This window comes from Sandarakinorhabdus sp. DWP1-3-1 (genome assembly GCF_049896705.1).
Lineage (GTDB): Bacteria > Pseudomonadota > Alphaproteobacteria > Sphingomonadales > Sphingomonadaceae > Sandarakinorhabdus.
This window is the reverse complement of sequence record NZ_JAFCUV010000001.1, coordinates 675,518-690,148: the sequence shown is the minus strand read 5'-3', so window position 1 is coordinate 690,148 and position 14,631 is coordinate 675,518. Positions and strand designations below refer to the sequence as shown.

Sequence of the window (14,631 nt, the reverse complement as noted above, 5' to 3'; positions counted from 1 at the left end):
CCTAGATCCGCAGCCGCGCTGCCGCTCGCGCCGCAACCTCGATACCCGCCGCGTCCACGCCGCTCTTGCCGACCAGCCAGGTCCCGCCGACGCACAGCACCGAAGGCTCCGCGAGCCACTCCGGCGCCGACGCAAAGGTGATGCCGCCCGTCGGGCAGAACCGCACCATGCCGAACGGCGCGGCCAGTGCGCGCAGCGTCGGCAGCCCGCCCGACGCCACCGCCGGGAAAAACTTGAAGCGGTCGAGCCCCAGTTCCAGCCCGCGCATCAGGTCGCCGGCGTTGGCGATTCCCGGCAAAAACGGCACGCCGCTGGCGATCGCCGCCCGCCCCAGCCCCTCGGTCAGCCCCGGGCTGACGATGAACTGCGCGCCGGCGGCGATTGCGCCGTCCAGGTCCCGGGTGTTGAGCACGGTCCCCGCCCCGACGATCGCGCCCTCTACCTTGGCCATTTCGGCGATCACGGCCATCGCCGCGGGGGTCCGCAACGTCACTTCCAGCACACGAAGCCCGCCGGCGACCAGCGCTTCGGCGATGGGCCGGGCCTCGCTCACGTCCTCGATGACCAGCACCGGGATCACCGGCGCCGTCCGCATGATATCGTCGATGCTGGTCATGGATGCTCCCGTGCATAGGCCGCCGCGGCACCGAACAGCCCCGGCTCGTCCAAGATGATCAGTTTGACCGGCAGCGCCCGCATCATCGGCTCGAACCGCCCCTTCGCCGCCAGCCGCGTACCGAACCCCGATTGTGGCAAATGCTTCGCCAGCCGTGCCCCGAGGCCGCCGGCAATGACGATGGCGTGCGCTCCCTGGGCCAGCGCAATGTCGCCTGCCACCGATCCCAGCGTCATGCAGAAGCGGTCGAGCGCCGCCACGGCGATGTTGTCGCTGCCGTCAAGCGCCGCCGTCCACAGCGCCTTGTCGTCGCGCGCCACCACCGGCACGCCTTCGATCGCCGCCAGCGCCTCGTACAGGCTGGCGAGGCCGCTACCCGACGCGATGCGCTCCACCGAAACCCGCCGCGTCCGCCGCCGCAATGTCGCCAGCAAGCCGTCCTCGAACGCATCCAGCGGGGCAAAATCGATGTGTCCGCCTTCCGTCTCGACCACATCGTAGCGGCCGTCGTTGCGCAGCAGCTGGGCAACGCCGAGCCCGGTGCCCGGCCCGATGATGCTGATGACGCCGCGGTCGGGCAGCGCGACATCGGGTCCGCACAGCGTCCGGAACTTGTCGGCACCCGCCTGCGCCACCGCATGGGCTACGGCGCCGAAGTCGTTGATCACCACATAATCGTCGACGTTCAAGCGCTCGCGGATCAGGTCCGGCCGTACCACCCAATGGCTGTTGGTCAATTGCAGCGCCTGGCCCTTGACCGGCCCGGCAAAGGCGATGGCGGCGGCGCGCGGCAACGGGCCGTGTACAGCGGCAAAGGCCTGCCATGCGGTCTGGAAACTGGCGTGTTCGGCGGTCTTCAGCGTCGTTGGCGCACCGATGGACTGCACGCGGCCGCCCGCGACCTCGGCAATGGCAAAGCGCGCATGGGTGCCGCCGATATCGACGGCGACCACCTGACTCAAAGCCCGGCCCCCGCCAGTATCGCCGAGGCGCCGCGCTCGGCGGTATCGCTGCCGGCGCGCATGAAGGCGAACAGCTCGCGCCCCGTGCCTTCCGGCCCAGGCGGCACCGGCGCCGGCGTCCGGCCGGCCAGGTCCGCCAGCACCGACAGCGCCCCGGTGCGGGCACAGACGCGCACCATGTCACCATCCTCCAGCAGCCCCAACGCACCGCCCAGCGCCGCCTCGGGCGTCACATGGATCGCCGCCGGCACCTTGCCGCTGGCCCCCGACATGCGGCCGTCGGTGACCAGCGCCACCTTGAAGCCGCGGTCCTGCAGCACGCCCAGCGCCGGCGTCAGCTTGTGCAGCTCCGGCATCCCGTTGGCGTGCGGGCCCTGGAAACGCACCACGACCACGACATCACGCTCCAGCTCACCCGCCTTGAAAGCCCGCAGCACATCATCCTGGTCGGCGAACACCCGCGCCGGCGCCTCGATGGTCCAGCGTTCCTCGGCCACCGCACTCGTCTTGAAGATCGCCCGGCCCAGATTGCCGCTGACCAGCCGCATGCCGCCATCCGGAAAGAACGGCTCGGCAAGGTTGCGCAGCATCGAACGGTCGCGCGGCGCGGCCGGCGCCTCGGGCCAGGCCAGCGCTTCGTCGACCAGCGCCGGCTCCACGGCATAACCGGCCAGCGATTGGCGCGCGACGGTCATGATGTCGCCGTGCAGCAGACCACCTGCCAGCAGTTCACGAATGATGAAGCCCATGCCGCCGGCATGGTGGAAATCGTTCACATCGCCCGACCCCGAGGGGTAGACTTGCGCCAGCAGCGGCACCACCGCCGACAACTCGTCGAAGTCCTGCCAGTCGATGCTGATCCCCGCCGCCCGCGCCATCGCCGGCAGGTGAATGGCATGATTGGTCGAGCCGCCGGTCGCGAGCAGGCCCACGATCGCATTGACGATGGCCTTCTCATCGACGCAGCGCCCCAGCGGGCGGTAATCGTCGCCATCCCAAGTCAGCGCCGCCACCCGGTGCGTCGCCGCCCGCGTCAGCTCGGTGCGCAATTTCGTGCCCGGATTGACGAAGGCGGCGCCGGGCATGTGCAGCCCCATGACCTCCATCATCATCTGGTTGCTGTTGGCGGTGCCATAGAATGTGCAGGTGCCGGCATCGTGATACGACGCCGCCTCGGCATCGAGCAGCTCGGCCCTGGTCGCTTTCCCTTCCGCATAAAGCTGGCGGACCCGCTGCTTTTCCTTGTTGGCCAGCCCCGACGGCATCGGCCCCGCGGGCACGAAGATTGCCGGAAGGTGCCCGAAGCGCAGCGCTCCGATCAGCAGCCCCGGCACGATCTTGTCGCAGATGCCGAGCAGCAGCACCGCCTCGAACATCGCATGGGACAGCGACACCGCCGTCGCCAGCGCGATGACGTCGCGGCTGGCCAGGGAAAGGTCCATGCCGGCCTGGCCTTGCGTAACGCCATCGCACATCGCCGGCACGCCGCCGGCCACTTGCGCCGTGGCCCCGGCTTCCCGCGCCGCGATCTTGATCTGCTCCGGGTAGCGGCCATAGGGCTGATGCGCCGACAGCATGTCGTTATACGCCGTGACGATGCCGATATTCGGCGCCCGGCCGCCGCGAATGACCGGCTTGTCCTCTCCCGATGCCGCGAAACCATGGGCGAGATTGCCGCACGACAGGCTGGTGCGATTGGTGCCGGCCTCGCGCTGCCGATCGATCAGCGCCAGATAGGCGGCGCGGCCCGGCGCGGAGCGTTCGATGATGCGATCGGTGACCGCGGCGACGACGGGATGCAGGGCGCTCATGCCCCTGTTGTGGGCAGCGGTCGGCAGCGAAGCAACCCCGGGAGGCGGCTTTTCCCCGTCACTCGCCCCGCTATCGCGCCGGATCCACCCCGACATGGCCGCCGCGCGCGATGCTGTGCTCGACGATCCGCGTCGCTGCCAAGTGCGCTGCCACGGTCGCTAGCGCTGCGGCCGGGCTCTGGGTAGCACCGCACAGGAAGATATCGATCGCGGCAAAGCCATATTCAGGCCAGCTGTGGATCGACATGTGCGATTCCGCCAGCAACGCGACGCCGGTGACGCCGTGGTGGCCGCCGAAGTGATGCAGCCGGATATCGATCAGGGTCGCCCCGGCCGCCAGGACAGCTGCGCGCAGTGCTGCCTCGATCGCCACCGGGTCGTCGAGATGCCGGCAGCCGTACAGATCGGCGAGCAGATGTGTTCCCAAGGCCGTCATGCGACCAGCAGCGACCGATGGGCAAAACCGACGTGGCGCATCGCCGCTTCCGCCGCCAGGGTGCCGCGGTAATGCGCCTCCTCGAAGATCGAGATACCGCTGAGGTCCGAATGTGCGGCGAACAGCGGCGGTGCGAACCGCGCCGCCGCCTGACGTGCCGCACCCCACATGAAGCCCGGCACCGGCCGTACCATGGCATGGCCCCACCGCCAGACGTCGATACGGCTGATCGCGCCGTCGAGATCGGGGTTCATTGCCATCAGATCGTCATGGACGACACGCTGCCAGTCTGCCAGCGGCCGCGCCTGCATCAGCGCGCGTGCCTTCGCGGGCGCCATTTCGGACAGCGGCAGGTACCAGGTCAGCACGCTCGCACCGCCGACGCTGGCGAGGCCCTGGTGGGTCGCCACGACATAGCCGAGCGAATTGGACGTCGCCGAGACATTGTCCCACGCCAGCGCCGCGCCGGGCCCGGCCGGCAGCCGGTTGACACTGACATTGGCGACGATCCAGGGTGCATAGCAAAAGCCATCCGCCGAGCCTTCCCAACCCTCGACGACATGGGCGGCGACGAAGCGTGGCATGGCGATGATCGCGGCATCGGCATCGATCCGCACCCGGCGCCGGCGCACGGCATCGAGCGCGTCGACGTGGACCCCATCGCCGCGCCGCCGGACCCGCCCGACGACGTGGCCGGTGTCGACATGGGATCCGACCCGCGATGCCATCGCGTCGGCCAGATGCCCTGTCCCGCCCGGCCAGGTCAGCACCGCATCGCCATCGCCGACGGCATCACCGCGCCGGCCGGCGAAATAGTGGATGCCCGTCCAGGCCGAAACCTCGCCGGGCTCGGTGCCATATTCGTCGCGGCAGACGTAGCGGATATGGCTGCGCAGCTCGGCACCGGTATAGCCATGCGCGTCGAGCCAACCTGTCCAGCTTTGCGCGTCGAGCGCCAGCAATGCCGGATCGCGCGAGCTGAGCTCCATCGGAATGGCAAACGCCGGCCGGCCGTCGGTGCCCCGCGCTGCAGCAAAATCGGCCATGGCGGCAAAGAACCCCTGGATCTCGTCGCGTTCGCCTTTGGCGAGTGCCAGCGTGGGCACCAGGCCTTCCTGCCAGCGCCCCAGGCGCAGCAGTCGTTCGTCGGGGTCGCCGACCAGCTGATAGGGGTCGAACACCGGCTTGCCGCCCTGCCAGCCGGTGATGATGCCGAGCCGGTCGAGCAGATGCCGCACCCCCACCGCCTCGGCATTGGGGATCGGCAGGTAATGCGCGCCGAGCGGATAGGCGGAAATGACGTTGCGTCCCGAACGGGCATTGCCGCCGCTGCGATCCTCCAGTTCCAGCAGCCGGAAATCGCGATAGCCGGCCTCTGCCAGCGTCCACGCCGCCGCCAGTCCGGCGATGCCGCCTCCCAATATGGCGATGCCGGTCCGGCGCGTTTCGGCCGGGGCCGCGTCACCAAAGGCGTCGCGCAGCAGATGCCCGCGTGCCATGTCGGCGCCGCCGAGCGTGCCGGGCATGGCACGCGGCGGCCGACACGCCGCCAGCGCCGCGCCCGCTGCAATCGCACCGCGCCTGGTAAAACCGATCCCCCTCACCCTTCGAACCGCGACCATTCGGCGTCGAAGGCGCGGACCAGCACCTGGTTGTCGAGCCGGTTCACTTCGACCGGGCGGCGCGCCATGTCGGGCGGGAACACCGACATCGCCGCCAGCGTTGGCGCGTCGAGGAAATGCAGCCCCGCCGGCAGCCGTACCGCGCTGCCGATCGGTCGATGCGCCGCCAGGATGAAGCCCCATTCGCCGAAACTCGGCACATTGGCGTGATAGGCGCGCGTCGCCAGCCCCGCCGCCTCCAGCGTCGCCGCCACCGTCCAATAGGCACGCGGCGCCACCAGCGGCGACGTGCTCTGGATGACGGCGATGCCGCCGGGAGCGATGGCCCGCGCCAGTTCGCGGTACAGGCTGAGCGTGTAGAGCTTGCCGACCGAGAAATTGGTTGGATCGGGGAAATCGACGACGACGGCGTCGAACTGGTCCCGGTTTGCCCGCAGCCAGACAAAGGCGTCGGCATTGACGACGCGAACCCGCCGGTCGGTCAGCGCCTTGCGATTGATCGCCGTCAACATGGCACTGCCCGAAAACAGCTGCGTCATGGCCGGATCAAGATCGACCAGCGTGATCGCTTCGACCCCCGGATGCTTCAGCACTTCGCGCAGCGCCAGCCCGTCACCGCCGCCGAGCACCAGCACCCGCGCCGGCCGCGCCACTCGCCCCAGCGCCGGATGCACCAGCGCCTCGTGATAGCGATATTCGTCACGCGACGAAAACTGCAGGTTGCCGTTGAGATAGAGCCGAAGATCATCGCCGGCCTTGGTCAGCACGATGCGCTGATAAGGCGTCGACTGGGCATAGATGACCGGCGCCTGGTAGGCTGCGACCTCGGCAAGTTTCTGCAGCCGCTCGGCGGCGAACAGGCCCACCAACAGCAACGTCGCGACCATGATCCCCGCTGCCGTCTCGCGCGGCAAGCGGGCGCTGCGCGGCAGCACCAGCAGCAGGCCCAGCGCCACCGCGACATTGGCGAGCCCGAACAGGAAACCCGTGCGGATCAGCCCCAGATACGGCACCAGCACCAAGGGGAACAGCAGCGACGCTGCCAGCGCACCGATGTAGTCGAAGGTCAGCACCTTCGACACCAGGTCACCGAATTCCAGCCGGTCCTTCAGCAGTCGCATCAGCAGCGGCACCTCGAGGCCGACCAGCGTGCCGATCAGCAGCACCATGCCATAGAGCGGCAGCCGAAAATCGCCGACGCGATCGAACAGCAGGAACAGCAGCGCCGCCGAACCGCCGCCGATCGCCGCGATCAGGATCTCGACACGGATGAACACCGCGAGCTCGTTGCGCTTCACCCCGCGCGACAGCCAGGCGCCCATGCCCATCGCGAACAGATAGGTGCCGATGACGGTCGAAAACTGGGTGACGCTGTCGCCGAGCAGATAGCTGGCCAGCGTGCCGGCGAGGAGTTCGTAGACAAGGCCGCAGGTGGCAACGACAAAGGCCGAAAACAGCAGGATCGGGCCGAGGCGCGTCACCGCGTCCCCAGCCGGGGCATCAGCCATGAATGGCGCTGCCGATGATGATGGCGAGGCCGATGGCGACGGCGCCGGACAGGATCGCCAGCGCGATATTGTGCTTTTCGGCGATTTCCTTCCAGATATCGGTCGGCGTCAGCCAGTCCCACAGCCGGAACCCGACAACGAAGATCACGATGCCGAGCAAGGCATAGGCCAGGGTTGCGAGAAAGACATTCATGGTCAGCATGGCACAGTCCCCTTATTTGTGACGCGGCCCGCCGCCGCTCCGCACGAAAATCCCGCCGCTGCCGCCGCGCCCGCTATCCGCGAACGGCGACCAGCCGTTGCTGACCGCCATGGCGAACAGGATGACCACCAGGCTGCACCAGGCGATGAACAGGATGCGACCAACAATCGTCATTCGTCGCTCTTGGCCTGATACCAGAAAAACCACTGCGTCAGCGGGATCGCCCAGGTCACGATCAGCGCCAGCCACAGCACGCCCCAGAAGGTGGCGTTGCGTGTCACCATCACCCTGACCGGGATCGGGGGTTCGGACAGGGCCGCCGGTTGCTCCCAGCTCTGGCGCGCCGGCCAGACATGGGCGGTGGCCTCGACAACCAGGTCATAGCGGCCGCGCGGCATGCTGGCGAAGGTCACGTCCGGACGGCGATCGCCCTCGGTCCATTCACCGTCGGAATCGCGACCGCGATAATGTTCGGCGGTGGTGGATGCCTCATAACGCTCCTGCGTCACCTGATTGACCAGCGCGAAATCGAGCTCGACCCAGGCGTTTTCGAGGTCAGCCGCGCCCCTGACCGCAACGCCGCTGCGCTGTCGATCAAGCACGACCGGTCCGAACCTGGCCGTCACGGCCGGGCCGTCGGGGGTGACGACCACGGTCGTGTCGAGCGCCGTCACCCCCCAGGGCGCCAGCATCAATATGGCAAGCAGCAGGAAGCTGGCGATGCCGGCAACAATGGTGTTGAAGGTCGGCGCAGTCGCATCATCGAATCCGGCGGCTCGGCGCGGTGCCGCGGGCGCGAGGCCGAATGCGCTCTCGACGACGCCCTCGCCCTGGGGTTCCAGCCGCGTCCAGGCGACTTCGGCGGCATTGGCCTCGCGAGACAGCGTCGCTTCGCCCTGCCCCTCATAGTCGCAAACATCGACGGTCTCGCCGACTGCGACCCGCCAGTAGAATTCGCCGACGACGAAATCGACCTGCGCGTCATAGCGTTCGGTGCGCTGAAAGCGGTCGCCGCCCAGCGTCGCGGCGTCGCCGACTTCGGACGGCACCGCGTCGAGCGGCGTTCCCAGTCGCCAGGTCTCGCCGTCGTCGACGAGGAAGCGATAGCCCTCCCAGGGGTTGAACAGCAACGTTTCCTGCCAGGACCCGCCGCCACCGCTGCGTTCGAGGAAACCGATCGCTTCCCATTCGATGCCGCCGAGAAAGCCCCGCGTACCAAGCGGGATGCGTGACCGCGATCCCGCCGCGACGCTCTGCTTCAATATGGCGAGGTCCGGGTCGGTGGCATCGAGGCTGCTGCCACAATTGCCGCAGACGACGGTCACTGTGTTGCCGACCGCACGCACCACGATCGGCGCGCCGCAGTTGGGGCACGACAGGGCGCGCGGGGTGTCGCTCATGCCGCCCAGCCGGGCTGGCGCCAGCCGTCGAGCCGGCGCAGGCCGCGGGGCTGCAACGCCCTCAGCTTGACGGCGCTGCCACGCCAAGCCGTCACCACATCGCCATGCCTCTGCACGCTCGCCCGGCCACCGCCGGCATTGGCCAGGTCGACCCCGAACACCGTCTCGCCGGCAGGCGCGGCAAAGGGCAGCTCACCCTCGCTGCCCACCACTTCGGCGGTGCGCGCATCGATGGTGCGATAGCTGGTGCCGGCGAGCTCAACCAGCATGTCGGCAACGATCGGTTCGCCGGCGCCGACCCGGCGGACGATGTCGTCGTCCGGTAGCGGCTCGATGCCGGTCAACATCGTGTAGCGACCCATCGCCTCGGCCAGCCAGCCGGCGCTGCCATCGGCGGACAGCGCCAGCCATTCGCTCCAGCCGCCACCGACAAGCTTGGCCTCGTCCCGCCACTGCCAGCGCACCCGACCGATCAGCTCGAACACCTTGCCACCGAACATGCCACGCACACCGATCTGCAGGGGCGTGATCGTGTCGGGCACGCGCGCCGACACGCCAATCAGCTCCAGGTCAGGGCCGCGCCGCATGACCGTGCTGCGGCAGAAATCGCAGACAACGATCGGCAACCCCGCCGAGCGGAAGGCGATCGGTGCCCCGCAGCTGGGGCAAGCGGCATCCAGCACCGGCTCAGCCGATCTTGGCCAGCAGCGCTGCCTTTTTCGCGTCGAACTCGGCCTGGGTGATGGCACCGGCGGTCAACAGACCGTGCAGCTTGCCGATCAACGCAAAGGCATCTTCCTGCGGCGCCCCGCCGCCCATCCCGCCGACCCCCATCGCCTGGCCGATCGCCATGCCCGCGGCCGCACTGGCGCCGATGCCGGCGACGCCGCACGGATTGGCCGCGGCCGCTGCGATGCTGTCGGCGGCCTGGAACTTGGCATATTTGTCGAGGTCGCCGAGCGCCCGGATCGACGAAGCCTTGTCGATTGCCGCCTGGACTTCCTCAGGAAGCGACAGGCTTTCGACGTTGAAGCTGGTGAGGTTGAGCCCGAGCGCGGTAAAAGCCGGCGCCACTGCCGCTTTCAGCGCATCCGACAACGCCTGCTGGTTCGCCGCCATGTCGAGGAAGGCGATTTCGCCCTGCCCGAGATGCGACGCGAGCGCCGTGGCAACGACGGCGCGCAGCTGCGGCTCGACATCATCGACCGTGAAGCGCTCGAGATTGCCCACCAGCGTGCGCCAGAACGTCTCGACGTCGCCGATGGTGAAAGCATAGCGGCCGAAGGCGCGGACCCGCAGCGTGCCGAAATCCTTGTCGCGTAGCGTGATCGGCTGGGTCGTCCCCCATTTCCGATCGATCTGCTGGCGCAGCGAGAAGAAATAGACGTCGGACTTGAACGGCGCCTGGAACCCCTTGTCCCAATGTTCCAGCGCGCTCAGCACCGGCAGGGTCGAGGTATCGAGCGTGTGCTGGCCAGGCCCGAATTTGTCGGCGAGCTGGCCTTCGGTCATGAACACCGCGGCCTGGCCCTCGCGCACGGTCAATTGGCCGCCGTGCTGAATCTCCCGGTCGGCGATCGGATAGCGAAGCGCCAGGACGCCAGATTCATCGGTCCAGTCGATGACATCGACGAACTGTTTAGAAAAAAAGCTGCCCAGGCTCATCTCAAACCCCCAACGAACAAGGCTCAAACCTAATGCATCAGGGGCGCTGCGCAAGGTGTTGCGGGCAACTTACGCCTCGCGCAGGGCCGCCGCCGCCTCAGCAGGCCGAGCTGCCTCGTTCAGCCGCATCGTCAACTCCGCATCGGGCACGGCTGGCCATGCGTCCTTGTCGAACCCCGAAAGCCCCTCGAAGTCTGCAGCCAGCACCGGCAATGCCACACTCCCGGCGACTGGATCGATGACGAAACATGCCCAGGGCACTGCATACAGGCGCTCGCCGATGCCAAAGCGACCGCCGATGGCAAGCGCGGCATAGTCGATCCGCCCCTCTCCTGCCGCGATCATCAGTTCGACGATTGTGCCGAGCTTTTCACCGTCACGCCCGAGCACATTGGTGGTGCAGAGCAGCGAAGCCGGGCTCAATGTACGGTGGCTGGCATCGACGACATCGGCCATCAGCGTGCGCGCCCCGCCGATGCCCGTGTCGCCCGCGCCGCGCCGCGTTCATAGCGCGCCCGCACTGCCAGCCAGCGCCACACCCCGATGACGTTGATGACGAACAGCACAGCGTTCTGGAACGTCAGGTTGTTCTGGCCGGTCGCTACGCCGACCAGCAGCCACGCGACCGAGCCTGCGGCGAAGACGATAAAGCCCAGCCCCGTGATGCGGGAGCCCAGATTAGCAGCAACCATCACGGCGGCCACGGTCGTCAACACCGGCGCGAGCCAGCCGGCAATATCGGCGATCATGCAGCGACCATCGCAAAGCGCTCCGCCTGCGCCTTTACTTCGGCCGCCAGGCCGGCATGGACATGGCGCGGCCCGTCGCTATCGAACCCTTCGAACAGGCCATTGCCGCAGTGACGATCATCATCCCAGCCGAGATGACTGATGATCGGATAGAGGCACAGCGCCTCGAGGTCGACGCCTTGCCGACGCGCCTCGCGCATCTGGTCGGCAACATAACGCAGCCAATAGGGACGAAACACGCCCTCCGTCCCGGTCTCGGCGATGTACAGCGGTCGGCCGTATCGTGCCGATACCTCGACCAGCAGGTCGGATAACGGACGGTGCAGCCAATCGCCAAGGTAGACGGTCCGATCACCGTCGATCCACTGGTTGTTATAGTAATAATTCACCCCGACAAGGTCGAGCGCGCCGGCATATCCGCCCAACTCGGGCGCCTGGCGTCCCAACAGCATATCGACGGCTTCGAACTGCCCCTCGTTATGGGCGCTTGCCCGCGCCACGGCCTCGGGGCTGGTCCCGTTCGGCCAGATATGGATCAACGGTTCGGCACAAGCGATAATGGCCTGCGGATCGACGGCCCGCACCGCTGCGGTTGCTGCAAGGGCTGCCCTGACCAGTTGACGCTTCAATTCGCCGCCACGGCCGCGTGCAAACGGATTGAGGCCCCCGGTATCGCCACCGCTCCACGCCCAGAAACTCATCTCATTGACCGGCGTAAAGGCTGCGGGACGGCCACCGTGATCCTTGACGACTTGCGCCGCAGCGCCCGCAAAGGCCGCAAACCGGTCGACGAACGATGCCGACCAGATGTCGATGCCGTTCGGCACGCCATAATGCATCAGATCCCAGACAACTTGCATTCCCGCCTGCCCTGCGGCCTCCAGCATCGGGACCACACTCGACCAGTCATAGCGCCCGGGGCGTGCCTCGATCTTGTGCCAGCGCAGGCCGTCGCGGCACGCCGACATGCCATGCGCTTGCAGCAGCGCATAGTCTTCGGCGGCGCGCCGGTCATGTCCCGTCGTCGCTAACAGATCGAGCCTGATGCCGTCGCGGCGCTTGTGCGTGGCGCATTCAAAGCCACCCATGAGGTCACTCGCCAGCAACCTCCCCCGGGGGGCGGTCGCCGGCGCCGGCGCGATGATCATGCAGCGCTGGCCACATCATCCGGCAGGGCGAGGTCAACAGGCGGCCGCGCCGCGCTGCTACGTGGAATACTGGCTTCGATACGTTCGAACGTCGCCAGCGCCTGGCCCGTGACCTGGTCCATGTTGTAATAGCGATACGTCGCCAGGCGGCCGACGAACCAGACATCGGGCGTCGCCTGCGCCAAGGCTTCGTACCGCTTGTACAAAGCAGCATTTTCGGGACGCAGGATCGGATAATAAGGGTCGCCCTCAGCGGACGGATATTCGTATGTGATCGCCGTCTTGGGATGCACCTGCCCGGTCATGTGCTTGTATTCACTGATACGGGTGTAATCCTCGGTCTGCGGGTAATTGATCGTACCGGTCGGCAGCGCCTGTTCGACATCCAAGGTTTCGTGTCGGAACTGCAGCGAGCGATACGGCAGCTTGCCGTGGCAATGGTCGAAATACTCGTCGATGGGACCCGTATAGATCAGGTTACGATGCGGCACGAGATCGCGAATGGTCCGATAGTCGGTGTTCGTCATCACCGCGATATTGGGATGGTCGAGCATTTTCTCGAACATGCGCGTGTAGCCGTCGCGCGGCATAAACTGGTGGCTGTCCGTAAAATAGCGGTCGTCTCGATTGGTCCGGATCGGCACGCGCGCGGTTATCGATTTGTCGAGTTCGGACGGGTCGAGACCCCATTGTTTGCGGGTGTAACCCTGGAAGAATTTTTCGTAGAGTTCGACGCCCACCACCGACACTACGACATCCCTGGATGTCTTCACGACGTCGACCGGCTCTGCACGCGCGGCAAACCAGTCGGGCAATTCGTCACTCGTCAGATTCAGATTGTAAAGCTTGTTGACGGTATCGAGATTGATGGGGATCGGCACCAGCATGCCATCGACCTGCGCCAACACGCGATGTTCGTACGGCCGCCATTCGGTGAATTTCGACAAATAGTCGAAAATCCGCTCGGAATTCGTGTGAAAGATATGGGGACCATATTGGTGGACGAGTAGCCCGTGTTCATTGAAACGATCGAATGCATTGCCACCTATGTGGTTACGACGGTCGACGACGAGAACCCGATCACCGCGTTGCGACGCCAGTCGCTCCGCGAGGACCGATCCCGCGAAGCCGGCGCCAACGATCATCCAATCAAACACGCGACGCCTCCGCCAACTCGCGGCCTGCCGCCATGCTGCTCTTTGCGACCGTAGGAGCGTCGAACCGGCGAATTTCGGCGTACATGGCGGCCCAAGTCTTGTCCCAGCTGTTGCCGGAAAGGAAACTATCCACCTTGGTGAGCCGCCGCTTCTCCGCGGCGGCATCGGCGCGCGTAGCGAGCAGCCGGTCGCCGGCCAAGACCATTCCATCGGCCGTGGCCGCAACCTCGACAAAGCCGCGGGTGCCGTAGGGCTCGACGACATCATGGATAGGTGTCGACAACAAGGGCAGCCCGGCCGCCAGAAACTCCGGCGTCTTCGTTGGCGAGATGAAACGTGTCGCATCGTTCAGCGCGAACGGCATGAATCCAATGTCCCAGTGCGCCATGTAGCGCGGCAGTTCGGCGTACTGCTTGCTCCCGAGCCAGTGAATGTTCGGCGCCTGCGGAAGGCTGGCCGGATCGATCTTGGCGGTCGGTCCGATCATCACGAGATGCCAATCGGGCCGAGCCGCCGCCATGTCCGCGACAAGTTCAAGGTTGATACGCTCGTCCAGCACCCCGAAAAATCCGATGCGAGGATGCGGAATGGCAACCATATCCTCAGGCTCGGAGAGGAGCGCAGCATCACGTGCCGCGCCAAAATGAGCGACGTCGATGCTCGACGGGAAACAGTGCAAATTATCATGACGACCGGTCGCGGCCTTTTGCAGCGATGCACCGCCGGTGAAGACGACATCGGCACGGTCCATCAGCAATGACTCGAGAACGTGCAGCTGCGGCGACGCGAATTTGAAGGCTGAAAGTTCGTCCATCTTGTCAAAAATCACCACATCGGCGTCAATGCGATGGCCAAAGGCATAGGCCATGGGCGTATAATACCAGAGCAATAACGTTCGACCGATCGCCGCATCTGCAAACGACTCGAGCACGTCGCCCTGGTGGAAGATCACATCGGCCTCCGGCGTGCCGGGCGGCACCAACGGCTGCACGACCCGCACACCATTCTCGCGGATCAACGTGCGGTGCGAGAACTCGGTCCCTTCGTAAAGAGGCTCTTCGATGTAGATCACGTCGCAATGACGCGTCGCCCGCGTAAGCACGTGCTGCGGCCGCTGAAATACGAAATCCCACCGAAGATGCGAAAGGACGATCAACAGCGGGCGCGTCGCCGCGCTTTCACCGATTGATTGGTCAAACGGCATGACAATGGCGCGCATCCTCAGCATCCTTACAAAAGGTTGACAGCCTTGGCATCAGGACAATGCCGGGTTGTTGACTGACTGAATAATGCCGAAACCGCTGTTCCGGTTCCGTCCACGCCCTGCGTTACAATCTGTTCAGACAATTCGGCTC

General features: G+C 66.3%; 16 protein-coding genes. All 16 read right to left on the bottom strand.

The annotated features are described in order from the left end of the window. Window position 1 precedes the first annotated feature (1 nt). The 16 genes from eda to ACP7AI_RS03125 all read right to left on the bottom strand — a co-directional run bounded on the left by eda (window position 2) and on the right by ACP7AI_RS03125 (window position 14,495). Window positions 2–616 carry a bifunctional 4-hydroxy-2-oxoglutarate aldolase/2-dehydro-3-deoxy-phosphogluconate aldolase gene (gene eda / locus ACP7AI_RS03200; RefSeq protein WP_426163995.1) on the bottom strand — a complete coding sequence of 205 codons (615 nt, stop codon included), beginning with the start codon at window positions 614–616 and terminating at the stop codon, window positions 2–4. Next, on the bottom strand, window positions 613–1,578 hold the full coding sequence (locus ACP7AI_RS03195; protein ID WP_426163993.1) for an ROK family protein: 966 nt from the start codon (window positions 1,576–1,578) through the stop codon (window positions 613–615). Before ACP7AI_RS03195 ends, eda begins: the two co-directional genes overlap by 4 nt. Beyond that, window positions 1,575–3,389: a phosphogluconate dehydratase gene (gene edd, locus ACP7AI_RS03190; RefSeq protein ID WP_426163991.1), complete on the bottom strand. Its 1,815-nt coding sequence runs from the start codon at window positions 3,387–3,389 to the stop codon at window positions 1,575–1,577. The genes ACP7AI_RS03195 and edd overlap by 4 nt, the downstream gene beginning before the upstream one ends. Before the next feature lie 70 nt (window positions 3,390–3,459). Further along, window positions 3,460–3,825, bottom strand: coding sequence for an adenosylmethionine decarboxylase (gene speD / locus ACP7AI_RS03185; protein WP_426163988.1), 366 nt, complete (start codon window positions 3,823–3,825; stop codon window positions 3,460–3,462). Next, on the bottom strand, window positions 3,822–5,351 hold the full coding sequence (locus ACP7AI_RS03180; RefSeq protein WP_426163986.1) for an FAD-dependent oxidoreductase: 1,530 nt from the start codon (window positions 5,349–5,351) through the stop codon (window positions 3,822–3,824). The genes speD and ACP7AI_RS03180 overlap by 4 nt, the downstream gene beginning before the upstream one ends. 74 nt (window positions 5,352–5,425) lie before the next feature. After that, window positions 5,426–6,955, bottom strand: coding sequence for a polyamine aminopropyltransferase (locus ACP7AI_RS03175; protein ID WP_426163983.1), 1,530 nt, complete (start codon window positions 6,953–6,955; stop codon window positions 5,426–5,428). Beyond that, window positions 6,948–7,157 carry a DUF350 domain-containing protein gene (locus tag ACP7AI_RS03170; RefSeq protein ID WP_426163982.1) on the bottom strand — a complete coding sequence of 70 codons (210 nt, stop codon included), beginning with the start codon at window positions 7,155–7,157 and terminating at the stop codon, window positions 6,948–6,950. The genes ACP7AI_RS03175 and ACP7AI_RS03170 overlap by 8 nt, the downstream gene beginning before the upstream one ends. A gap of 12 nt (window positions 7,158–7,169) precedes the next feature. Further along, a complete protein-coding gene (locus ACP7AI_RS03165) occupies window positions 7,170–7,331 on the bottom strand; it encodes a hypothetical protein (protein WP_426163981.1) in 162 nt (53 codons plus the stop codon). Beyond that, the gene (locus tag ACP7AI_RS03160; RefSeq protein WP_426163979.1) at window positions 7,328–8,557 is read right to left on the bottom strand and encodes a DUF4178 domain-containing protein; all 1,230 of its coding nucleotides are present in this window, start codon (window positions 8,555–8,557) and stop codon (window positions 7,328–7,330) included. The genes ACP7AI_RS03165 and ACP7AI_RS03160 overlap by 4 nt, the downstream gene beginning before the upstream one ends. Next, window positions 8,554–9,144, bottom strand: coding sequence for a DUF4178 domain-containing protein (locus ACP7AI_RS03155; RefSeq protein WP_426163977.1), 591 nt, complete (start codon window positions 9,142–9,144; stop codon window positions 8,554–8,556). Before ACP7AI_RS03155 ends, ACP7AI_RS03160 begins: the two co-directional genes overlap by 4 nt. A gap of 100 nt (window positions 9,145–9,244) precedes the next feature. Continuing rightward, window positions 9,245–10,222 (bottom strand): SPFH domain-containing protein, encoded by a 978-nt coding sequence (locus ACP7AI_RS03150; protein ID WP_426163975.1) that lies wholly within the window; start codon window positions 10,220–10,222, stop codon window positions 9,245–9,247. Window positions 10,223–10,291: 69 nt separating this feature from the next. Continuing rightward, a complete protein-coding gene (locus tag ACP7AI_RS03145) occupies window positions 10,292–10,678 on the bottom strand; it encodes a PRC-barrel domain-containing protein (RefSeq protein WP_426163972.1) in 387 nt (128 codons plus the stop codon). Then, complete coding sequence (locus tag ACP7AI_RS03140; protein ID WP_426163970.1) at window positions 10,678–10,971, bottom strand: hypothetical protein; 294 nt, start codon at window positions 10,969–10,971, stop codon at window positions 10,678–10,680. The genes ACP7AI_RS03145 and ACP7AI_RS03140 overlap by 1 nt, the downstream gene beginning before the upstream one ends. After that, window positions 10,968–12,119 (bottom strand): hypothetical protein, encoded by a 1,152-nt coding sequence (locus ACP7AI_RS03135; protein WP_426163968.1) that lies wholly within the window; start codon window positions 12,117–12,119, stop codon window positions 10,968–10,970. Before ACP7AI_RS03135 ends, ACP7AI_RS03140 begins: the two co-directional genes overlap by 4 nt. Then, the gene (gene glf, locus ACP7AI_RS03130; RefSeq protein WP_426163966.1) at window positions 12,116–13,276 is read right to left on the bottom strand and encodes a UDP-galactopyranose mutase; all 1,161 of its coding nucleotides are present in this window, start codon (window positions 13,274–13,276) and stop codon (window positions 12,116–12,118) included. Before glf ends, ACP7AI_RS03135 begins: the two co-directional genes overlap by 4 nt. Next, window positions 13,269–14,495: a glycosyltransferase gene (locus tag ACP7AI_RS03125; RefSeq protein WP_426163964.1), complete on the bottom strand. Its 1,227-nt coding sequence runs from the start codon at window positions 14,493–14,495 to the stop codon at window positions 13,269–13,271. Before ACP7AI_RS03125 ends, glf begins: the two co-directional genes overlap by 8 nt. Between the last annotated feature and the right edge of the window lie 136 nt (window positions 14,496–14,631).

Excerpts from the sequence above, each read along its gene's own strand:
- ACP7AI_RS03165 (WP_426163981.1), bottom strand. The coding sequence starts at position 7,331 with ATGACGATTGTTGGTCGCATCCTGTTCATCGCCTGGTGCAGCCTGGTG.
- ACP7AI_RS03160 (WP_426163979.1), bottom strand. The coding sequence starts at position 8,557 with ATGAGCGACACCCCGCGCGCCCTGTCGTGCCCCAACTGCGGCGCGCCG.
- ACP7AI_RS03150 (WP_426163975.1), bottom strand. The coding sequence starts at position 10,222 with ATGAGCCTGGGCAGCTTTTTTTCTAAACAGTTCGTCGATGTCATCGAC.
- eda (WP_426163995.1), bottom strand. The coding sequence starts at position 616 with ATGACCAGCATCGACGATATCATGCGGACGGCGCCGGTGATCCCGGTG.
- ACP7AI_RS03175 (WP_426163983.1), bottom strand. The coding sequence starts at position 6,955 with ATGGCTGATGCCCCGGCTGGGGACGCGGTGACGCGCCTCGGCCCGATC.
- ACP7AI_RS03170 (WP_426163982.1), bottom strand. The coding sequence starts at position 7,157 with ATGCTGACCATGAATGTCTTTCTCGCAACCCTGGCCTATGCCTTGCTC.
- speD (WP_426163988.1), bottom strand. The coding sequence starts at position 3,825 with ATGACGGCCTTGGGAACACATCTGCTCGCCGATCTGTACGGCTGCCGG.
- ACP7AI_RS03145 (WP_426163972.1), bottom strand. The coding sequence starts at position 10,678 with ATGGCCGATGTCGTCGATGCCAGCCACCGTACATTGAGCCCGGCTTCG.
- edd (WP_426163991.1), bottom strand. The coding sequence starts at position 3,389 with ATGAGCGCCCTGCATCCCGTCGTCGCCGCGGTCACCGATCGCATCATC.
- ACP7AI_RS03155 (WP_426163977.1), bottom strand. The coding sequence starts at position 9,144 with ATGCGGCGCGGCCCTGACCTGGAGCTGATTGGCGTGTCGGCGCGCGTG.
- ACP7AI_RS03180 (WP_426163986.1), bottom strand. The coding sequence starts at position 5,351 with ATGCCCGGCACGCTCGGCGGCGCCGACATGGCACGCGGGCATCTGCTG.
- ACP7AI_RS03140 (WP_426163970.1), bottom strand. The coding sequence starts at position 10,971 with ATGATCGCCGATATTGCCGGCTGGCTCGCGCCGGTGTTGACGACCGTG.
- ACP7AI_RS03125 (WP_426163964.1), bottom strand. The coding sequence starts at position 14,495 with ATGCGCGCCATTGTCATGCCGTTTGACCAATCAATCGGTGAAAGCGCG.
- ACP7AI_RS03135 (WP_426163968.1), bottom strand. The coding sequence starts at position 12,119 with ATGATCATCGCGCCGGCGCCGGCGACCGCCCCCCGGGGGAGGTTGCTG.